This window comes from Flammeovirga pacifica (assembly GCF_000807855.2).
Classification (GTDB): domain Bacteria; phylum Bacteroidota; class Bacteroidia; order Cytophagales; family Flammeovirgaceae; genus Flammeovirga; species Flammeovirga pacifica.
Map to the genome: position 1 here is coordinate 2110909 of NZ_JRYR02000001.1, position 18479 is coordinate 2129387.

Annotated in this window: 12 protein-coding genes; 4 read left to right on the plus strand and 8 right to left on the minus strand. The window is 33.4% G+C overall.

From position 1 onward, the window contains the following. The first annotated feature begins 198 nt into the window (after nucleotides 1–198). Nucleotides 199–1182 carry a helix-turn-helix transcriptional regulator gene (locus NH26_RS08485; RefSeq protein ID WP_044228164.1) on the plus strand — a complete coding sequence of 328 codons (984 nt, stop codon included), beginning with the start codon at nucleotides 199–201 and terminating at the stop codon, nucleotides 1180–1182. Nucleotides 1183–1293: 111 nt separating this feature from the next. On the opposite strand, the gene NH26_RS08490 is transcribed toward NH26_RS08485, so the two are convergent. From NH26_RS08490 to NH26_RS08510, 5 genes are all read right to left on the minus strand, one after another. Continuing rightward, on the minus strand, nucleotides 1294–2775 hold the full coding sequence (locus NH26_RS08490) for an arylsulfatase (RefSeq protein WP_044228162.1): 1482 nt from the start codon (nucleotides 2773–2775) through the stop codon (nucleotides 1294–1296). A 17-nt stretch (nucleotides 2776–2792) separates the two neighbouring features. Then, the gene (locus NH26_RS08495; RefSeq protein ID WP_044228159.1) at nucleotides 2793–3938 is read right to left on the minus strand and encodes a glycoside hydrolase family 43 protein; all 1146 of its coding nucleotides are present in this window, start codon (nucleotides 3936–3938) and stop codon (nucleotides 2793–2795) included. A gap of 103 nt (nucleotides 3939–4041) precedes the next feature. Then, nucleotides 4042–5478 carry a sulfatase gene (locus tag NH26_RS08500; RefSeq protein ID WP_044228156.1) on the minus strand — a complete coding sequence of 479 codons (1437 nt, stop codon included), beginning with the start codon at nucleotides 5476–5478 and terminating at the stop codon, nucleotides 4042–4044. A 6-nt stretch (nucleotides 5479–5484) separates the two neighbouring features. Then, complete coding sequence (locus tag NH26_RS08505) at nucleotides 5485–7050, minus strand: sulfatase-like hydrolase/transferase (RefSeq protein ID WP_158021905.1); 1566 nt, start codon at nucleotides 7048–7050, stop codon at nucleotides 5485–5487. A gap of 369 nt (nucleotides 7051–7419) precedes the next feature. Further along, on the minus strand, nucleotides 7420–8448 hold the full coding sequence (locus NH26_RS08510) for an FAD:protein FMN transferase (RefSeq protein WP_044228151.1): 1029 nt from the start codon (nucleotides 8446–8448) through the stop codon (nucleotides 7420–7422). A 174-nt stretch (nucleotides 8449–8622) separates the two neighbouring features. Here NH26_RS08510 and NH26_RS08515 point away from each other — a divergent pair, with 174 nt between their 5' ends. Together NH26_RS08515 and NH26_RS08520 are read left to right on the plus strand one after the other, a co-directional pair. After that, on the plus strand, nucleotides 8623–12636 hold the full coding sequence (locus NH26_RS08515; protein ID WP_044228147.1) for an AAA domain-containing protein: 4014 nt from the start codon (nucleotides 8623–8625) through the stop codon (nucleotides 12634–12636). Between the two features lie 98 nt (nucleotides 12637–12734). Then, the gene (locus tag NH26_RS08520) at nucleotides 12735–13022 is read left to right on the plus strand and encodes a hypothetical protein (RefSeq protein WP_139262944.1); all 288 of its coding nucleotides are present in this window, start codon (nucleotides 12735–12737) and stop codon (nucleotides 13020–13022) included. A gap of 125 nt (nucleotides 13023–13147) precedes the next feature. On the opposite strand, the gene NH26_RS08525 is transcribed toward NH26_RS08520, so the two are convergent. Beyond that, nucleotides 13148–13477, minus strand: coding sequence for a thioredoxin family protein (locus tag NH26_RS08525; protein ID WP_044228142.1), 330 nt, complete (start codon nucleotides 13475–13477; stop codon nucleotides 13148–13150). Nucleotides 13478–14054: 577 nt separating this feature from the next. On the opposite strand from NH26_RS08525, the gene NH26_RS08530 reads away from it, so the two are divergent. After that, nucleotides 14055–15533 (plus strand): Do family serine endopeptidase, encoded by a 1479-nt coding sequence (locus tag NH26_RS08530; protein WP_044228140.1) that lies wholly within the window; start codon nucleotides 14055–14057, stop codon nucleotides 15531–15533. 599 nt (nucleotides 15534–16132) lie between these two features. Here the strand turns inward: NH26_RS08530 and NH26_RS08535 are convergent. Together NH26_RS08535 and NH26_RS08540 are read right to left on the minus strand one after the other, a co-directional pair. Next, entirely contained in the window at nucleotides 16133–17461 is a 1329-nt protein-coding gene (locus tag NH26_RS08535) for an MFS transporter (protein WP_242427312.1), read from the minus strand. Between the two features lie 263 nt (nucleotides 17462–17724). Further along, on the minus strand, nucleotides 17725–18402 hold the full coding sequence (locus NH26_RS08540) for a helix-turn-helix domain-containing protein (protein WP_044228134.1): 678 nt from the start codon (nucleotides 18400–18402) through the stop codon (nucleotides 17725–17727). Nucleotides 18403–18479 lie beyond the last annotated feature (77 nt).

Genomic DNA, 18479 nt, shown 5'->3' on the forward strand with positions numbered 1-18479 from the left:
TGTTTCGAACTTAGGTTACGACACATTTAGAATGAAGAAGTTCATGACAGACTTGGAAGAGATGAAAAAAGAGTTTGATAAGTAACTATATTATCAATTTATATTTATATTAGTTTAGTTCAATAGCTTTCATCCTACTACTTATTAAACCAAGTAGTAGGATATTGCTTTTTATATCAAAATTCAATCTATACCATCATGCCATCACCATGTATAGAAATTCAAGAAGGAAGTGTATTGCATTTAATGCAACAATTAAAAACAACTTATGGAGGTGAGATTCTTGAACAATCTTATCAATTAAACCACCCTTCTTTTAAAGCCGAAATTCGATATATCCGATTGACTGATGGCATTGAAATCACTATTAATTCATTCAAATTTAGTGAAGATCATAAGATCATTTTTTATGGCAATGAAGAAGGGAATAGGCATTTATGCTTTCGTTTCTCTTACCAAGGTGACTTTTTAAAAAGTGATCAATTCTTAAAAAATGGAACTACATTAAAGGAAGGGATGGCTATTTTCGATACCGCCTTGACCGTAGAACTTAATGTCGAAAAAGGACAAAACCATCAATGGGTAGGTGTAAGAATATCGAAAGAAATTTTGTTGAGTAATTTCTTAAAATTCGAAGACTATTTTGGTAATGTTTTCGATAGAGATAAGGTTTGGATTATGTTCGATAATACTCCTTTAGAAGGACATTTATTATTGAAAGAAATGTTTGAAATTAAAGAAAAGAACAACCAACCCATACCTGTTCAGAATGCTTTTATCATTGCTAAAGTGAGTGAATTAATTGGAATATTTTATCAACGCATATTAAATAGAAATATCTCCAATGATAATTACGTTCATCAACAAGATTTAGAAGCTCTTTTTAAAATCAAAGATCAAGTGATTGGCTCTTTAGAACAACCACCTTCTTTAGAAGAAATTGCTCAGCAATATGGTTTTTCAGTCTCAAAATTAAGAAGAGATTTCGAAAAGGTCTTTGGAACAACTATCCATCGATTTCATCAAAACTATAGATTAGAACAAGCAAAAATTCTATTGTCTGCAAAAAATAAGACCATTACAGAGGTATCTAGAATATGTGGTTATAAGTCTATGGCTAAGTTTTCTTATGCCTTCAAAAATAAATTTGATGTGGCTCCAAGTGAGTTTATTCTTAAATAAAATATTGAGCAGACATCAATGATAAGTGATGTGTCATTGATGCCAAATGATAGATGATTTTTCACACCCCTCTTTTCACTTATCACTTGAAAAACCTCAAAACTTTTTATGTCAAAGAGTTTCTCCTGGGAGTTTAAAATCTGGATTTTTAGTTCTCGCAGTTTCAAAAATCTGTCTTACTTTTTCTACAATTTCAGGATGATAGTCTGCTATATTATTTTCTTCCTTAGGGTCTTTAGATAAATCAAACAACTCTATTTTTGAAATTCCTGGTTGATTCAATTGGTATTGAACGCCTTTCCAATGGTCAAATCTTGTAGCTACTCTACCACCCATACCATGAAATTCCCAATACATATATTCATGTTTTCTTTGATTTCCCTGCCCTAATAAAGTAGGTAAAAATGATAATCCATCAATATTTTGATCTTCAGAAATTGTAGTCTTAGTCAAATCTGCTATAGTTGGTAAAACATCCCAAAACGCAGATGGATGATTCGTTTCTGATCCTTCTTTTATTTTACCTTTCCAGCTTACAATCATTGGCACTCGAATTCCACCTTCGTAAAGATCTCTTTTAATCCCTCTAAATGGTCCAAAGGAATTAAAGAAATAAGGGTCTGCTCCACCTTCAATATGCGGTCCGTTATCAGAACTAAACATCACAATGGTATTTTCCTCCAATCCTTTATCTTGAAGTTTTTTCATTATATCTCCAACAGAACGATCCAAATAAGTCATCATCGTTGCAAATGCAGCCCTTGGGTATTCTTGATCTCCATAAACACCTTGAATAAATCTTTTTTCTTGATCCCATTGTTCATCTGTATTCTTTTTATCAACAAAAGGACTTCCAGTGTATTGCTGCTTAAACCTTTCAAAAATTGTATCATTTGGCACTAACATTTCTGCATGAGGAATTGTATATGGCAAATACAAAAAGAAAGGAGTTTCTTCGTTTTGTTCATCAATAAATTCTAAAGCTTTTTGATGAATAAGAGCATGAGCATATTCGTTTTTAGCATCATTATAATTTTCATCAAGTAGTACTTTTTCTCCATTATACCTTAGATACATTGGAAAATAAGTATGTGCCAAACGCTGACAATTATATCCAAAGAACTCATCAAAACCTTGATTATTCGGAGCCCCTTCTGATTGGGGATAACCTAAACCCCATTTACCATACATTCCTGTAACATACCCTTTCTCTTTCAACAGTTTTGTTATGGTAAAAGCATTCTTTGGAAGAGGATGTTGGCCCTCAGGAAAAACTTCTTTATTACCTCGTATTAGTGAATGTCCCGTATGTAACCCTGTAAATAAAGTAGTCCTTGATGGAGAACATACACTACTTCCAGCATAATGATCCGTAAATTTCATTCCTCCTTGAGCCAATGCGTCAATATTCGGAGTTGAAAATTTCTCTTGACCATAACAACTTAAATCACCCCAACCAGCGTCATCACAAAGTATATAAACAATATTAGGAAGCGGTTCCGTAGATTCTTTATTGGTACTTGTTTTACCATTGATACAAGAAAGAAAGGTGAATGGTATAACGAGAGCGAAATATCTGATTCTATTTTTCATACATCAAATAGATATTCTTAATTAAAAACTGATACATTCCATTGGTCTTTCCATTCTAACTTAATCGCTCCATTCTCAAATTGAATGGGCAACCAAATGTACCTTCCATCAATCGCATTATTAGGTCTCCAACGATCTGCCATAAAAATGAAAGCATCTTTCTTTCCTTGAATAGGTAAAATATAAGTACTTTGAGATTCAAAAGTTGTGGCTTTTTGATCTTCTGTTCCGACAACAGGGTTTCCTAATTCAGTCCATGGACCAAAAATGTGATCAGCGGTGGCCAAGCGAGCTGGATTAGGATTCCAACTTGTACAATCTGATCCTATAAAATAGTATTTCCCATTTGATGTTTTCATGATGCTTGGAGCTTCCATATAGCGATTAGGAAAAACTCTCACATAGTTTCCTGTATACGATAAATAATCATCACTTAGTTCTGCGATATGTAGAGTGCTATTTTCTTCTGAAGAATATAAATGATAGGCTTTACCATTATCATCCACAAACAAATTCATATCTCTTGCCATTTGCCCTCCTTCAAAATCCCTCCCCAAAAGGTTCAAAGAATCAGGATGGTTCGGTAAACATTCTTTACCACCACAATAAGCTGATTTGATTGTATCAGCTACGGCTTTCTTATGAAAATCTTCAACATTAAGGGGCCAATGTCCTTTATTAGGTCTCATAGATTTTAAATAAGTAAATGGACCTGTGGGTGAATCTGAAACGGCAACACCAGATCGAGCTGCATTGTAACCTTGACTTATCAACTCTAAATGAAACCACATAATGTATTTGTTTGTCTTCTGATTGTAAATCACTTTAGGACGTTCAATTATACATCCTCTTGCAATATCAGCAGCAGGATTTAAGGAATCTACCTCCAAAGCGATACCTTCATCTTTCCAATTGTATAAATCTTTTGAGGAGTACACATGCACTCCCACTTGAGCAGTGTTTCCCTTATGTCCTTCAATTTTATGTTCGCCATACCAATAATAAGTATCACTATGATATAGAATACCACCGCCATGTGCATTAATATGTTGACCATTATTGTCTTCCCAAACCTGACCAGGTTGAAAATTAGTATATCGTGACTTTTGGTTTGTACATGAACATAAAACACCCATACACAACAGTAATAAATATCGTTTCATCGTTAAAAAATTTGTTGTCTGTTTATTGTACCTACTTCTTTATCTCGCCTCTGCCGTTAATGTTCTTCCCCTCACGAACAATTTCACGTTGTTCATTTTTAATTTAAATATGCTTTTCAATTTCCTCTCTTTCTCTCACTGCATCATATTCAGAGTTCACCTCTGTAGGAACCTTCCCATCGCGCTCTATTAGCCATTTATGAAGCAATTTATACATAGCTTTCGCCTTTTTAGGATACTTTTCCACCAAGTTATTACGTTCAGAAATATCTTTATCTAAATTATATAACTCCATTCCTTGGTCTTCATAATAGTAATGTAGTTTCCAGTTTCCTTTGATGATAACTGATCCTGGTCGAGTTCTAAATAGAGGATCACGAGCATCGTCGCCTCCTTTGGTATAGGCTTGAAGGTAAATAGGAAAATGAAATACGATTTCACGATCATGATCAAACTTCTTTTTCCCCTCTATTAATGGTTTGATTGATTGTCCATCTAAAGGATAATTATCTGGAGTTTCTACGTTAATCAAATCTAAAAGTGTCGGTAAATAATCTAAATGTGTTACTCTAGTATCCACTTCAACTCCAGCTTTCCAATGCCCTTTCCATTTAAAAAGAGTTGGCACTTTGATACCTCCTTCATAATAAGAACCTTTCCCTGCCCTTAGTGGCAATTGATGAGAATAGGTATAAATTCCTCCATTATCAGAAGTGAAAATTATGATGGTATCTTCTGTTAAACCTAATTGATCTAAGGCAGTTAATAATCGTCCTACATTCCAATCGGTATTTTCTACTAATGCTGCATAAACAGGATTGGCTTTATGTCCATCAGAAAACTTCTTCCCTCTGTATTTTTCTATCAATTCGGGTTTTCCTATAAAAGGAGTATGGATAGCAAAAAATGGTAAGTACAAAAAGAAAGGTTGTTCCTTATTTTTTACATCCGATAGATAGTGAATTGCTTCATTTGTTAATCTATCCGTCAGAAATTCTCCCTCTTCTTTATCTTCAATATTGAACATTTTATAAGGACTGAAATAACTTTTGGGTTGACCTTTATGCCCACCTGCAATTGTATAGTCAAACCCCATATCGCGGGCATCATCACTTACATGCCATTTTCCAAACATAGCCGTTTGATAACCGTGTTCTTTTAAAATTGAACCCATAGTTAAGGCCTCTGCTTTCAACTTTGTCTTAGTTGGTATTCCATTCAACTTTCTAGTAAAAGGCGCTCCCCTATTGGATGATCCTACCGTTGAGATTCCATGTCTTGTTGTGGTTTGTCCTGTGATCAAACAAGCACGTGATGGAGCACAATTGGCAGCACCTGCATAACCATTTATAAAAGATATACTTTCTTTAGCTAACTGATCGATATTTGGTGTATGGTAAATTTCATTTCCATGGTAACCAACATCACTCCAGCCCAAATCGTCTACATTTATTAATAAGATGTTTGGCTTATCATTTTGAGCAGATGCATTTGATAGCAGACACAAGCCAAATACGAATTTTAATATTGATTTTATCATCTTCAATTATTTGTACAACACCTTAGCGTTATTTTCTTTATCAATTAATCTTTGATATTCTTCTACTTTTTCGGGGAACTGAGACGCTAAATCTTGTTTCTCAAATGGATCATCATTTAGATTATATAAAGCCCAAGAGTAGATCTTCTCTTTAGTTGTATAGTCACTATTTTTTGTATCTAGCTCATTAATTAGTTTCCATCCATCTTTAATAATCACATCTTGTGCTGACCCCGTTGTACATTTAAAGAAGACATAATCGTGTTCTTTTTGATCATCTTGATCTAAAAATGTAGGAAGAATAGAAATTCCGTCATTTGGCTTCATTTCCCCTCCTATAATATCAGATACTGTGGCCATAATATCGTAGTCGGCAATCATCAAATTGCTTTCTGAATTAGGCTTTACCATTCCAGGCCATTTAACGATATAAGGAATGTTCAGCCCTCCTTCAAAATTATATCTTTTCATCCCTCTGCGACCTAAAGTACCATTAAAGATATCTTCTCCTCTTTGATGACCATCCCAATACATTTGTTCTTTATTCGGTTTTACTTTTGACTGATCAAAAGAGTTTGATTCATAATCGTAGACAATATCAGGGTCTTTGTATTGAGGGTTAACGGTAGTATAAGATTGGATTTCGTGTCCATTATCGCTGGTAAAGATGATAACAGTGTTATCTGCAATTTTTAATTCTTCTAATTTGGTGAGCATAGCCCCAACCGACTCATCCAATTTATTGATCATAGAAGCATATACTCTCTCTTGTTTTGTCCACCCCTCTTGATCTTTATATTTAAAATCTTTCGGAGCAATAGAAGCGGGACCATGAGGTAATTGAGTGGCATAAATCATAAAGAAAGGATCGTCTTTCTTTTCTTCTAGATAATCTAAAGCATGTTCTAACCAAATATCTTCGCTGTACGTCATGTTTTCCTTTCCTACCAAAGGACAAATAGGTTCTCTTTTGCTTAACTTCGGATTATTGGGAATAGGAATTTTCTTTCCATTCAATCTATAATGAGGGGGATAAAAACTCCAACATAAAACAGCATCATATAACCCACAGTGATAATCAAAACCATAACTATCAATCATTTCTTTTGTATCGGAATAACCAAACCCCAATTTACCAATGTAAGATGTATGGTATCCCGCACTTTTGGCCATCTCACCAATGTAATAATAGCCCTCATTATGTTTTCTATAAATTTTCTTATCAAAAGTAGCTTGATCGATAATTCCAGCCTCTAATTCACACACTAAACCACCTGGTGTATGTACTGGTGCCTTCGCATTATTTAATCCAGTAAGAAGAGATGCTCTTGCAGGCGAACATACATTTGAACCGTATGCATTGGTAAACGTTTTTCCTTGAAGTGCTAATTTATCTAGATTAGGAGTAGCAATTTTTGTCTGACCATATTTACCTAATATACCTCGCCCTAGGTCATCAGCATAAATGATTATCACATTAGGTTTATCTTCTTTTTCTTTTTGAGTTGATACCGTCTGATTACATCCCCAACTTGTTATAGCCAAGAATAGACTTAAAAAAAAATTCTTCATTTGCATACTTTAGTTTACCCCATAAATGGTTGATCACTTTACAAATCTAGGAAGAAATCGATTTTTGGATGGATTCAAAAATATCAAAGGTTTGTGCTTATTTTTTTATAGGGGCTGTTTTTGATGCAATTGAGAGGTTTTTCAATGAAACTAGAATTTATAAGTGAAAAGTGAAAAATGTGAAATGTTAAGCAACGCTCGTTTTTTTAGATAGTAAGTAGTAAGAAATAGATACCGAATTTACACTCCTTGTGACGCGAAACTAGTTTGAAAAATAGCACCAAATGTCAATTAAAAAAAAGAGATTACCTCATCGTTTCATGAGATAATCTCCTTAAAATTATTTTATATAAACTTAGTTCCTAATGACTATTGAATGTAAGCTTCTGCTCCTTTAGAAACATACGTTTTCATCTCGCCATTATCATCATAAATTAAAATAGCTTCTAAATCTTTTTGAGTTTCAACTATCTTGATAGCCTCTTCTAATCCTGCTACCATAAAGGCAGTAGCATAAGCATCAGACGCCATACATGAAGAAGAAAATACCGAGGCACTTAATAGACTATGTTGTACTGGATAACCTGTTCTTGGATCTAAAGTATGAGCGTATTTCTTACCGTCCTTTACATAGAAGTTTCTATAATTTCCTGAGGTTGCTAATGCTTTATTATCTAAAGATACAATCACAGATAGGGCTTCTCCGTTACCTTCTTTAAAACGAGGGTTATCAATCCCTATTTTCCATACGTTTTCTTTTTCATTATGTCCTCTACAAACTACTTCACCACCAATTTCCACCATGTATTTGACGATATTTTTATCGTCTAGCAATTTTGCTACAACATCTACGGCGTATCCTTTAGCAATAGCAGAGAAATCTAATTCTACACCTTCTCTAGATTTTGTCACCGTTTTTTCATCAAAGGTGATGTATTTATCAAAACCTACATATTGTAAAATAGAATCTACTTCAGACTCTTTGATAGTAGGTGTTTTTCCTGGTCCAAAGCCCCACCCTTTTACTAAAGGCTGAATTGTTGGATCAAAAGCTCCATTTGAAATATCATAAATAACTTTGCTTTCTTTCAATACAGGATAGAAAAAGTTAGTTTCATAACTAAATGATGTTCCAGAATTAAATCTTGATATTTCTGAAGATGGAATATATGTAGAAAGGGATTGATTAAAATCTGCCAATACCTTTTTGATTTCCGCATCTAATGTTCTTCCCTCCTCGTCAATATATTTTACATTGTAAGGTACTACTCCAAAAGTGGTCCCTCTCACATGAAAATGTGTTGCTTTTGGTTCGTTGTAAGATCTGTACAAATAGGTCAAACCGATGAACGCAAATAAAAATATTGAATAAAATATATTTTTCTTCCTGTTATCCATTACGTTTTTTATTTATCAATGCTTATCTTGAATACAAATATGAATCTGATTCTGCAAAGGTGGTAAGTGTTGACTTATTCCCCTATTTAATTTGCATTTTTTTAAAACTGAGTATTGAATTTATTCCTCTCTGTTGAAAAGATTCTAAATTGAACAAAAAAATTGAAGTAAACTGTGCAAAAGACCTTAAAGACCTACCAAAAAAGATTAGCTAATCTATCTGCTAGAAATAAATCTTTGTATCTGCCTAAAGCTTATACTGGTCAGTATGTAGATCTTGCTCATTTAGATCACCTCTTAAATGTACCTTCGGTCGAAATAATTCAACAATTAATTCGAGGAAAAAAGAACATTCCTATTTGCCCAATAGCAGATAGTAGAGATGCTCAAGCGAATAAAGCAAGTGCTCAATTAAGGAAAGTGGGTAAAACCGCTAAGTTTGTTCTCGAAGAAGGCGGTCGTCATGACTTGTTTCTCGGGTACCCTTTTGTACATGGACGTTTAATGACGGGCGGTAATTTGCGCGGCCCTCTTTTGTTTTTCCCTATTCGTTTAGTGGTAGATAATAACAATTGGATACTTCAATTGAGAGAAGATACAGAGGTTACTTTTAATAAAACCTTACTTCTTGCTATTTCACATCATAATAATGTACGCTTCTCTGATGATTTTTTAGAAATGACTTTCGAGGAATTCCCGAAAGATCCTCAGGAGTTTTTAACCAAATTATATCATACCCTCGAAGATTCTAGTCTAGAACTCAATTTTAATCAAGATACTTTTGGCGAGTTTATCAAAGAGTTTGAACACTTAAAGAAAGCTCACTTTATAGATGAGTATGGAGAAGGGCAGATGAAAATTTTCTCGGAAGCTTTAATTGGCATTTTTCCTCAATCGGACTCTTATTTAATGCCCGATTATGACAATTTGTTAGAAAATTATGCCATCAAAGATCTTGAAGAGTTTTTTGGAAATACAGAAGATCATTTAGATGAACTAGGTCTATCAGAAACTTTTGGTGGAAAAGCACATCAAGAAGAAGAATTATTATCTCCTTATCCGATGGATGCTTCCCAGGAAAAGGTAGTGAAAGAGATAAAAGCAGGACACTCTGTAATTGTACAAGGCCCTCCGGGTAGTGGTAAATCTCAGTTAATCTGTAATCTTATTGCTGATTTTACTACTCGTGGTAAAAATGTATTGGTCATATCACAGAAACGTGCCGCTTTGGATGTTGTCTACCAAAGGATGAAACAAATCCAACTGGGAACCTTCTGTGCGATGGTACATGATCATCGATATGATAGAGGATATATTTATCAAAAAATAAAAGATCAAATTGATGCTTTAGATAAATTCAAAGAAGACAATAATAGTTTAGGTGCTATGCAGCTTGAACGAAATTTTGCACTTCGGTCAAAACAAATTGACAGTGCTTTAACTCAATTAGACGAATTTAGAACTGCTCTTTTTGATACACAAGAATGTGGTGTATCTGCCAAAGAATTGTATTTAAGATGTAACCTTAAATCACCTCACACTCATCTAAAAGGTTGTTATCAACAATTTGAACTAGAAAAGGTAGTAGAATATAAAAAGAGATTAAAGACTTATCTAGAATTTGCAAGAGTTCTAGATCATGAAGATTATATATGGAAAGATCGTATTCCTTTCAATCATTTTGAAAGTAATGCTCTTACCGAGATGATCGACATCTTAGATAAAATTATTCCTTTCCGAGATGAAATCATCCATCAAATTAAAGAAAATATACAAGTAGAACTTTCTTTTGATGAGTGTCTATGGATTAGCAAACAGGAAGAACAAGTTAATAAATTCATGCAGATCATTTCTGATCCTCTGACTTATAAGATGTTCAATGCGATGATCAAGAAAAGAGGACGTGTACCAACCATTCAAGATTGGAACAATCATCATAGAGGTTGCATGAGTTCGTTTTCTCACAAAGGTACTCCTATAGAAAGTACTGTTACAGATAAAGAATTAGGTGAGGTAATCCAATGGGTAAACGATGCTATTCGAAATCGTTCTAATCCTCTAATGATTATCAAATGGCAGTTTTCTAAACACAAGAAATTAATACTTGATTTATTAGATAAAAATCAGTTACCCAATACTATTAAGGGGCTGCAACAGCTTAGAGATCGACTGGAAAATAGAATGAACTTAACCCATCAAAAAAATGATATGAAAAAATATCAATGGTTAAGGGAGTTTCCAGAAGAACTGCATCAAGAGGCTTGGGAAGAATGGTTTGAAGCTGGATCTAAAGCCATTGAAGCAAGGAAAATATATGTTTCTTTAAGGTCAAGTGTTCAATTTATTGAACTGTATAATTTTAGTTATGATGAGCTTTGGACGAAAATTGATATCTTATTTAAAACCATCAATAAAATTCCTCCAATAAGGCAGCGATGGGAAAAATATTTATCGCATTTAGAGATTGAAGACATCCTTAGTAATAAGGTTGATATAGATAAATTTAAAGAAACTCTCGAAGAAGATTTTGATGAGATATGCCGATTTGATGCGCTTAAAGAATCGTTTGCTCCTCATGAATGGGCAGCATTAAGGCTCATTGATGGACATATGGATGGAGTACATAAACACTCTGTAGAAGAAGTTTTAGAATATTTTGATAACAGTGTCAATATAAGTTGGCTTTATCATATTGAAACCAAACACCCTGTTCTTAGAATTGTCTCCAATGGTGCTTTAGAGCAACTAGAAGAGAACCTTCAAGAAGCCATTTTAGAGAAAAGGTCTATTGCTAATGACATGACCTTAGTGAGATTAAAAGAAAGAACATATGATAAGGTGGAGTACAATAGATTAAATAATCGAGTGACTTACAGGGACCTGTATCATCAAGTCAATAAAAAGAGATCGATTTGGCCTTTAAGAAAATCGTTCCATAAATTTCAAGATGAAATACTCGATTTACTCCCATGTTGGTTGACTTCGCCAGAAGCTGCATCCGCTATTTTCCCTCTTATACCATTTTTCGATTTAGTGATCTTCGATGAAGCCTCACAATGTTTTGCAGAAAAAGGTATACCTGCCATGTACAGAGGTACTCAAGTGGCAATTTTAGGAGACTCACAACAATTACCTCCTTTTGATTTGTATAAACCAAGATGGGAAGAAGATGAAGAATTTGACCTTGATCCAGCCCTTGAAGTAGATTCACTTTTAGATTTAGGCAAGCAATTTCTTTCAGAACATTATTTGATGGGTCACTACAGAAGTGAATCCTTTGATTTAATAGATTTTTCTAATCGATATTTCTATAAAAATAAACTGCGTTTTATTCCATTCTTTGATAAGATGGATAAAAAGGACAATGGTATTTCATTTCATCATGTTGAAGATGGAGTGTGGAAAAAAGGGGTTAATCAAGAAGAGGCCGTTGCAGTAGTTAAAAAGGCCAAACAATTGGTAGATGATGGTGAAACAAGTATTGGTATCATCACTTTCAATCATAAACAACAAGAATTGATTCAGGAAATCATGGATAGAATCAATATCAATTGGCCAAAAGATACGATTGTAAAAAACATTGAAAACATTCAGGGTGATGAGCGTGACCATATTTTAATTTCGGTAACCTACGCACCTAATGAAAAAGGGAAGTTTAACTTACAATTTGGTGTACTCAATCAAGAAGGAGGAGAAAGAAGATTGAATGTAGCCATTACAAGAGCAAGAAAGAAAGAGTATGTTTTTAGCAGTATCTTGGCTCATCAATTAAAAACTGAAGAAACTAAAAACGAAGGACCAAAAATGTTGAAAGAATTCTTACACTTTGCCTTCGAAGTAGGAGAAAAAGGATATCAACCATCAAGCTTTGTTGATGAGCAATGGAAATATGGCAAAACACTTAAAGAAGATATTATTCAAAATACAGATACCTTAGAGATGATGCCTTTTTCTGCCTTAACAGTGATGGAGAAAGAAACTCCAATAGGATTATTGATGACTGATGATGAAAACTATCATCAATTTATTTCTACCAAAGAAGCACATGGCTACTTCCCTATTGAGTTAAAAAAGAAGGGATGGAATTTTGGGAGATTCTACAGTAGAAACAAATGGAAGAATAAGAAGAAATTCAAAAAACACATCATTGAGTTTATTGATAACCTAGAAAATGAACGTTTTATGTAGTGTTAAAAAGGAGTTAAGAACAATGTTATCTGAATCAATACTTAAAGAATACACGTATTTTTGTATTAAACGAATACCAAATAAAAAACCATAGACCCATGCTGAAAAAAACAATTTTATTCATAATCACCTCCATTTTCATCTCGTTTATGACAATGGCACATGATGAACATCAAGTAAAAACAAAAGGAAAAGCTCCTATTTATAAGATGATTGAAGGTAAAATGACAAAAGTGGGTTATTTACCTAAAAACCATCATGTAGTGATAAAGAAAGATCCTCATATAAAAGGAAAACAAGAATATAAAGCGACAGTCAACTATCACGAAACAGAATGTGGGCATTTGATTTCAAGTAGATATTTTCAGACCATAAAAAAACCATAGCTTAGGCTATGGTTTTTTTTATGTCTTTTTCAAAACGTTTGACCGAAGCTGTACAACATCCATTGTGAAGTGTACGTTTTCGTGAATATTGTTTTTCAAGCCATGTTAATAACATGTTAAAAAAATTATTCATTGATCATATTTTTTAATTGATGGATTGGGACAATACCATGTGCTCTACCAGTTACTTTTTTATTAGTAATTCCGATAAAATAAGGAATTCCTTTAATCTTATATTGATCACCTAAATGTTTAAACTTTTCAGGATCAATTTTAATAACAACTGCTTTTCCTTCCAACTCAAAAGATAAGTTAGCAACTGTCCCCTCCATTACTCGACATGGCGGACACCAATCTGTAGAAAAATCAAGGATCACTTTAGTGTGTTTATCCATTAATTTATCTAAATCTTTTTCTGATTTTAAATGAATCAATTTAGATGGTAAGGTTAACATTTATCTCAATAAAATTTATTTTATTCTACAATGTTCAAAATCAATGCTTAAAGTAGAATTACAAAGATAAAAGATCATTCTGTCTTATACCGTGTCAATTTGTCAATATTTGGTATCGGACAATGTGACAAAAAAAATTAAACAAAAAAACAAGGCTCGCTAATAAACGAGCCCTGTTTCAATTTACACCCAAACTTTAAACACTATGAAAATTTATCTGCCCTTTCGGACAGAAACTCTCAGTTCTATAACAATACTTTTATTAAAAGTATTAGAATCACCATAAACCGCCTTAAAACATAAGTTTGTAAAGCTTTGTTGTTTATGATAATACAAATGTGAGGTATTTTTTACAATTAAAAATTGATGCCTGTCATCATATTTATATGATAATTTGTAAAATAACGTTTGTTAAAATTTATTATGAATTTAACTATTATCATGATAAAAAGATTTAACGTAAATACTTTTGTATAAAGTTTGTTTTACTTGCTGAATACTAGTGTACAAAAGAAGTGTTGAACAAAACCATTCACACTTTAGTTAAATTTAAAACGAGATTATAGACTATCTTATCATGAGAAAACAATTTTTATCTATGATGACCGCTTCAGTTTTGGGCGGTGTTATTACAATTGGAGCATACACCACTTTTTTTGCTCCTCAGCAATTAGATCAAAAAGAAAAAGTAGAGAAAAGCGTCTCTTTCACTAATTATGAAAACACAGCAGAGCGTAAAGATTATGTTGTTCCTGATGGAATGAACTTTATAAAGGCCGCTGAAAAAGCTACCCCTGCCGTTGTACATATTAAAACTTACGTTGATTTCTCTAATAGGCCCTCAAAAAATACGCCTCGTTTTTTCCACGATTTCTTTGGAGAACCTAGAAGTGGTGAAGGTCAGTTAGGTTCTGGATCAGGAGTAATTCTAAGTGCTGATGGCTACATTGCGACCAATAACCATGTTATTGATGGTGCTTCGAAAATAGAAGTAGTACTAGAAGATAAACATGTGTATACAGCAGAATTAGTAGGTAACGATCCCACAACTGATTTAGCACTTTTAAAAATTGAACCAGAAAATAAATTAGACTATTTAGCATTTGGGAATAGTGATAATGTAAAAGTAGGAGAATGGGTGCTTGCGGTTGGTAACCCTTATGAATTAACTTCTACTGTTACTGCAGGTATTGTAAGTGCTAAAGCGAGAAATATTAATATCCTTCGTTCTAAAACAAATTTATCTGTAGAATCATTTATTCAAACAGATGCTGCTGTTAACCCAGGTAATTCGGGAGGAGCTTTAGTTGATCTTAACGGAGCGCTAATTGGTATTAATACTGCAATTGCATCTAAAACTGGATCATTTACAGGATACTCATTTGCTGTTCCTTCAGAACTGGTTAAAAAGGTGATGGATGACCTTAGAGAATATGGTGCAGTGCAAAGAGCTTTAATTGGAGTTCAAATTCAAGATGTTGATCAGAAAATTGCCGACGAGGCAAAACTAGATAAAATAGCAGGTATTGCTGTAGTAGAGGTTAGCCCACAAGGTGCCGCTTATGAAGCAGGAATAGAAGCTGGCGACATTATTCTAAAAATAAATAATGAAGAAGTAGAGTCTGTTTCTGAATTACAAGAATACATTGCTAGAAAAAGACCGGGAGATGAAGTAAATGTAGAAGTAAGTAGAAATGGTAAACTGAAAGAGTTTACTGTAAAACTTAAAAATACTATGAATACTACTGAAATAGTGAAAGCTCCTAAAAATTCTAGTGAAGCTATTGCTGCATTAAGTGCTGAAGTAGCCCCTGTTTCTTCTGAGATAGCATCAGAATTAGGTATTAAAGGAGGTTTAGCTATCACTAAATTAGTACCTAATGGTAAATTATATAATGCCGGTATAAAAGAAGGCTTCATAATAACTTACGTAGATCGAGAACCTGTACATACTTTAGAAGACCTAGGAATTGCCTTAAGAGGTAAGTCTGGAGGAATTTTAATCGAAGGAATTTATCCAAATGGCGAAAGAGAGTATGTAGGAATTGGATTATAACATTTCACTTATTAAATTGCACAATATATACGACACACCAGCTATATATTGTGTAATTTAGTTTTGACGATTTATTTAAAAAGGAAAAAAAACGTTTTATTTACATTAGTTAACTTTAATATTGAAACTATTTACCCCTATATTAGCGTTTGTATATATGAAGATAAGAAATAAAAAATATTAGTAACAGTTGATATCAATTAAATGATAGACAACTAATTACAAAAGATACAATAGTTTGCTTTAAGTAATGGGGAAAGGGTATTCGCGATGCGGGTTCCCTTCTTTTTTTGCCCAATTTTTATTTTTATTTATTCTTACCCATCACTCTTATAACAAAGCACTGAACACTTTTCCCATTCATAATTAAAACTTCGCATACAATAATAAAAACAATGATAAAATTTAAGGTGGCCGTTTTATCAAAGCTGAATGAGGTTTAAAAAATTAAATAAAGTGTTATAGAAAAAAAAAGCAGCTTTCCTCTAAAAGAAGAAAGCTGCTGTTCATATTATTGGAATAATAAGAGTATGTTATTTGGAACACAAATAAATTTATTGTTTGTTAATTAGTTTATTCTTTAAGAGGATAAAGGACTGCTATAAAGCAACAGCAGTACCCTTATCATTGCTTAAGTTATTTTTTTCTTCTTCTCTTAATCGCTTTTCAAATTCTTCTAACTTCTTCTGTTCAGCAATTGCTGATGCCTCATCTTCTGGAGAGAATTTAATTAATAAACCTAATAAACCGATTGATGATACAATTAGTCCGTAGATCATAAAACATTCTTCTAAAGAAGAACCACTTCTTAATAAATATTGAGCATACATTACAGCACCAACATTTCCACCAGCTCCAACAATACCTGAAACAGATCCTAAAGCTTTTTTATTAATAAATGGAACAACAGAGAAAGTAGCCCCTTCTGCCATTTGTACAAACAGAGAGAATAATATCATTGTAGCTATTGCAAGAGGTAGTACATTCATTTGAGAGAATAACAATAATGCTCCACCTTCAATTACCATAACGATTACTAACCATCTTACACGGCCTTGTAATCCGCCAGTCTTAGAGAAACGATCACCAAGGTAACCACCCATAGATCTTGCAAATAAGTTCATTAACCCAAACAACGCGGCTATACCACCTGCAGCTGTTTCTGTTAAAGCAAATTTTGTTTGATAATAAGTTGCTGCTCTACCGTTTACGAATAATTCCATACCAAAGCAACCTGCATACATAGCAAATAAGATCCAAACCCTTTTATCACTAGCTGCAGTCATAAATAATGATTTCTCTCCTTTCTTTGCTTGAGGACGCTCTTCTGGCATATCAACATAATTACCTTTAGGGCAATCCTGTGTGTATTTCCAATATAAAAATGCCACTACCAACATAATAGCTGAAGGAACAAACATTGCAGGTCTCCATTTTGACAACTCTGAGTCTGCAAAACCCCATGCTAACATTCCTGATGCAATCAAAGGCATTACCGCTTGAGTTACACCTCCACCTAAGTTACCCCATCCGGCTGAAGTTGCATTTGCTATACCCACAACATTTGGAGCAAACATCACAGAAGTATGGTATTGAGTAATGACAAACGATGCTCCGATTACGCCTATGGCTAACCTAGAAACAAAATACATTTCCCATGTAGTTACAAACGAAGATGCTGATACTACAATAGATCCAAATATTAATAGATAGATATAACTTTTTCTTGGGCCTATTTTATCACATAGGTTACCTATTCCTAAACGGGCAAAAATAGTTACTCCTACAGAAGCAATAAATGCCAATATCTTTTGGTCTTTAGTTAATCCTAAATCAGGTCCAATTGTTGAGTTTAATAATGGTGCATGAGAAAACCATCCAAAGAAACATAAAAAGAATGCGATCCAGCTTAGGTGAAAGGTACGCATCTGGATACTACTTAGGTCGAACAAATTAATTTTTGTCGCCTTCTCATTTGTTGATGTGATTGACTTCATCTTTTACGTAATTCCTAGTTATTTGATATATTACAAGAGCAATACTACGTACTTTTACTTAATTATAAAAATAAGTACGTATATTTTTTACGTAATCACATGTATAGATTAGATAAAATCATAAAAAAACTCTTTACACCTACGTATAAAGAGTTTCATTACTTAGAAATTTAGGTAAATAGTTACCTATTTATTTAAGCGAATTCTATTTCATTATTTATTTCCTTTTCTTCTTGATGAAGTTGTCCCGTTTCATTTTGATCGGTAGATAAATCTAAAACAGTTTGTTCTGCTTTAAATTCTCTTAGTCTTTTTCTAACTCTTGAAACTTGTGTTTTACCCACCCCTGTTAATTCGGAAATATCTTTTGTTGTCAAGCCAGATTCTAAAGCTTCAATTACCTCTTTATTTCTTTCAGCCCAACGTTCGAAGTTCATTTTTCTTCCCTTTTTCCCTCCTTTGTATTTCCCTTCTGCTTTGGCTCTTGCAATACCTTCTACTGTTTTTTCTTGTACTTGATATTCTTTCATATGAAGTACTGTTTTCAAAGCACTAATTACACTTTGAACACCAGCATTAGCATGTACCTCCTCAACTCCAAATTTTTGGATATTAATTACGGCTTCAGTTTTTAATAAAGCTTCTAAACCATTCAGAATATCCACAGGATTGTCTCCTAATTTATCAATATCGCCAATATTAAGAACATCATCTGCTGTAAGCATTTCAAGTAATTCTTGAGCTCTAGGACGTTCAATAAAAGGTAGGGTAACAGGACATTTATCTATAAAAGGTTTTCCTTTTATTTTTGCCTGTTGTTGAAATTTTGCAGTTGCAACAGTAGAAACACGGAGATACGTATAAATTGCCATACTTATTGTTTGCTATTTATGTAAAGCTAAAAAACACATTGTAGAGTGTAATAACAAAACACATTTTAATAAAAAAA

What these genes read in the sequence shown, in the direction of transcription:
- NH26_RS08485 (WP_044228164.1), top strand. Translation starts at nt 199, where the DNA reads ATGCCATCACCATGTATAGAAATTCAAGAAGGAAGTGTATTGCATTTA.
- NH26_RS08490 (WP_044228162.1), bottom strand. Translation starts at nt 2,775, where the DNA reads ATGAAAAATAGAATCAGATATTTCGCTCTCGTTATACCATTCACCTTT.
- NH26_RS08495 (WP_044228159.1), bottom strand. Translation starts at nt 3,938, where the DNA reads ATGAAACGATATTTATTACTGTTGTGTATGGGTGTTTTATGTTCATGT.
- NH26_RS08500 (WP_044228156.1), bottom strand. Translation starts at nt 5,478, where the DNA reads ATGATAAAATCAATATTAAAATTCGTATTTGGCTTGTGTCTGCTATCA.
- NH26_RS08505 (WP_158021905.1), bottom strand. Translation starts at nt 7,050, where the DNA reads ATGAAGAATTTTTTTTTAAGTCTATTCTTGGCTATAACAAGTTGGGGA.
- NH26_RS08510 (WP_044228151.1), bottom strand. Translation starts at nt 8,448, where the DNA reads ATGGATAACAGGAAGAAAAATATATTTTATTCAATATTTTTATTTGCG.
- NH26_RS08520 (WP_139262944.1), top strand. Translation starts at nt 12,735, where the DNA reads ATGCTGAAAAAAACAATTTTATTCATAATCACCTCCATTTTCATCTCG.
- NH26_RS08525 (WP_044228142.1), bottom strand. Translation starts at nt 13,477, where the DNA reads ATGTTAACCTTACCATCTAAATTGATTCATTTAAAATCAGAAAAAGAT.
- NH26_RS08530 (WP_044228140.1), top strand. Translation starts at nt 14,055, where the DNA reads ATGAGAAAACAATTTTTATCTATGATGACCGCTTCAGTTTTGGGCGGT.
- NH26_RS08535 (WP_242427312.1), bottom strand. Translation starts at nt 17,461, where the DNA reads ATGCGTACCTTTCACCTAAGCTGGATCGCATTCTTTTTATGTTTCTTT.
- NH26_RS08540 (WP_044228134.1), bottom strand. Translation starts at nt 18,402, where the DNA reads ATGGCAATTTATACGTATCTCCGTGTTTCTACTGTTGCAACTGCAAAA.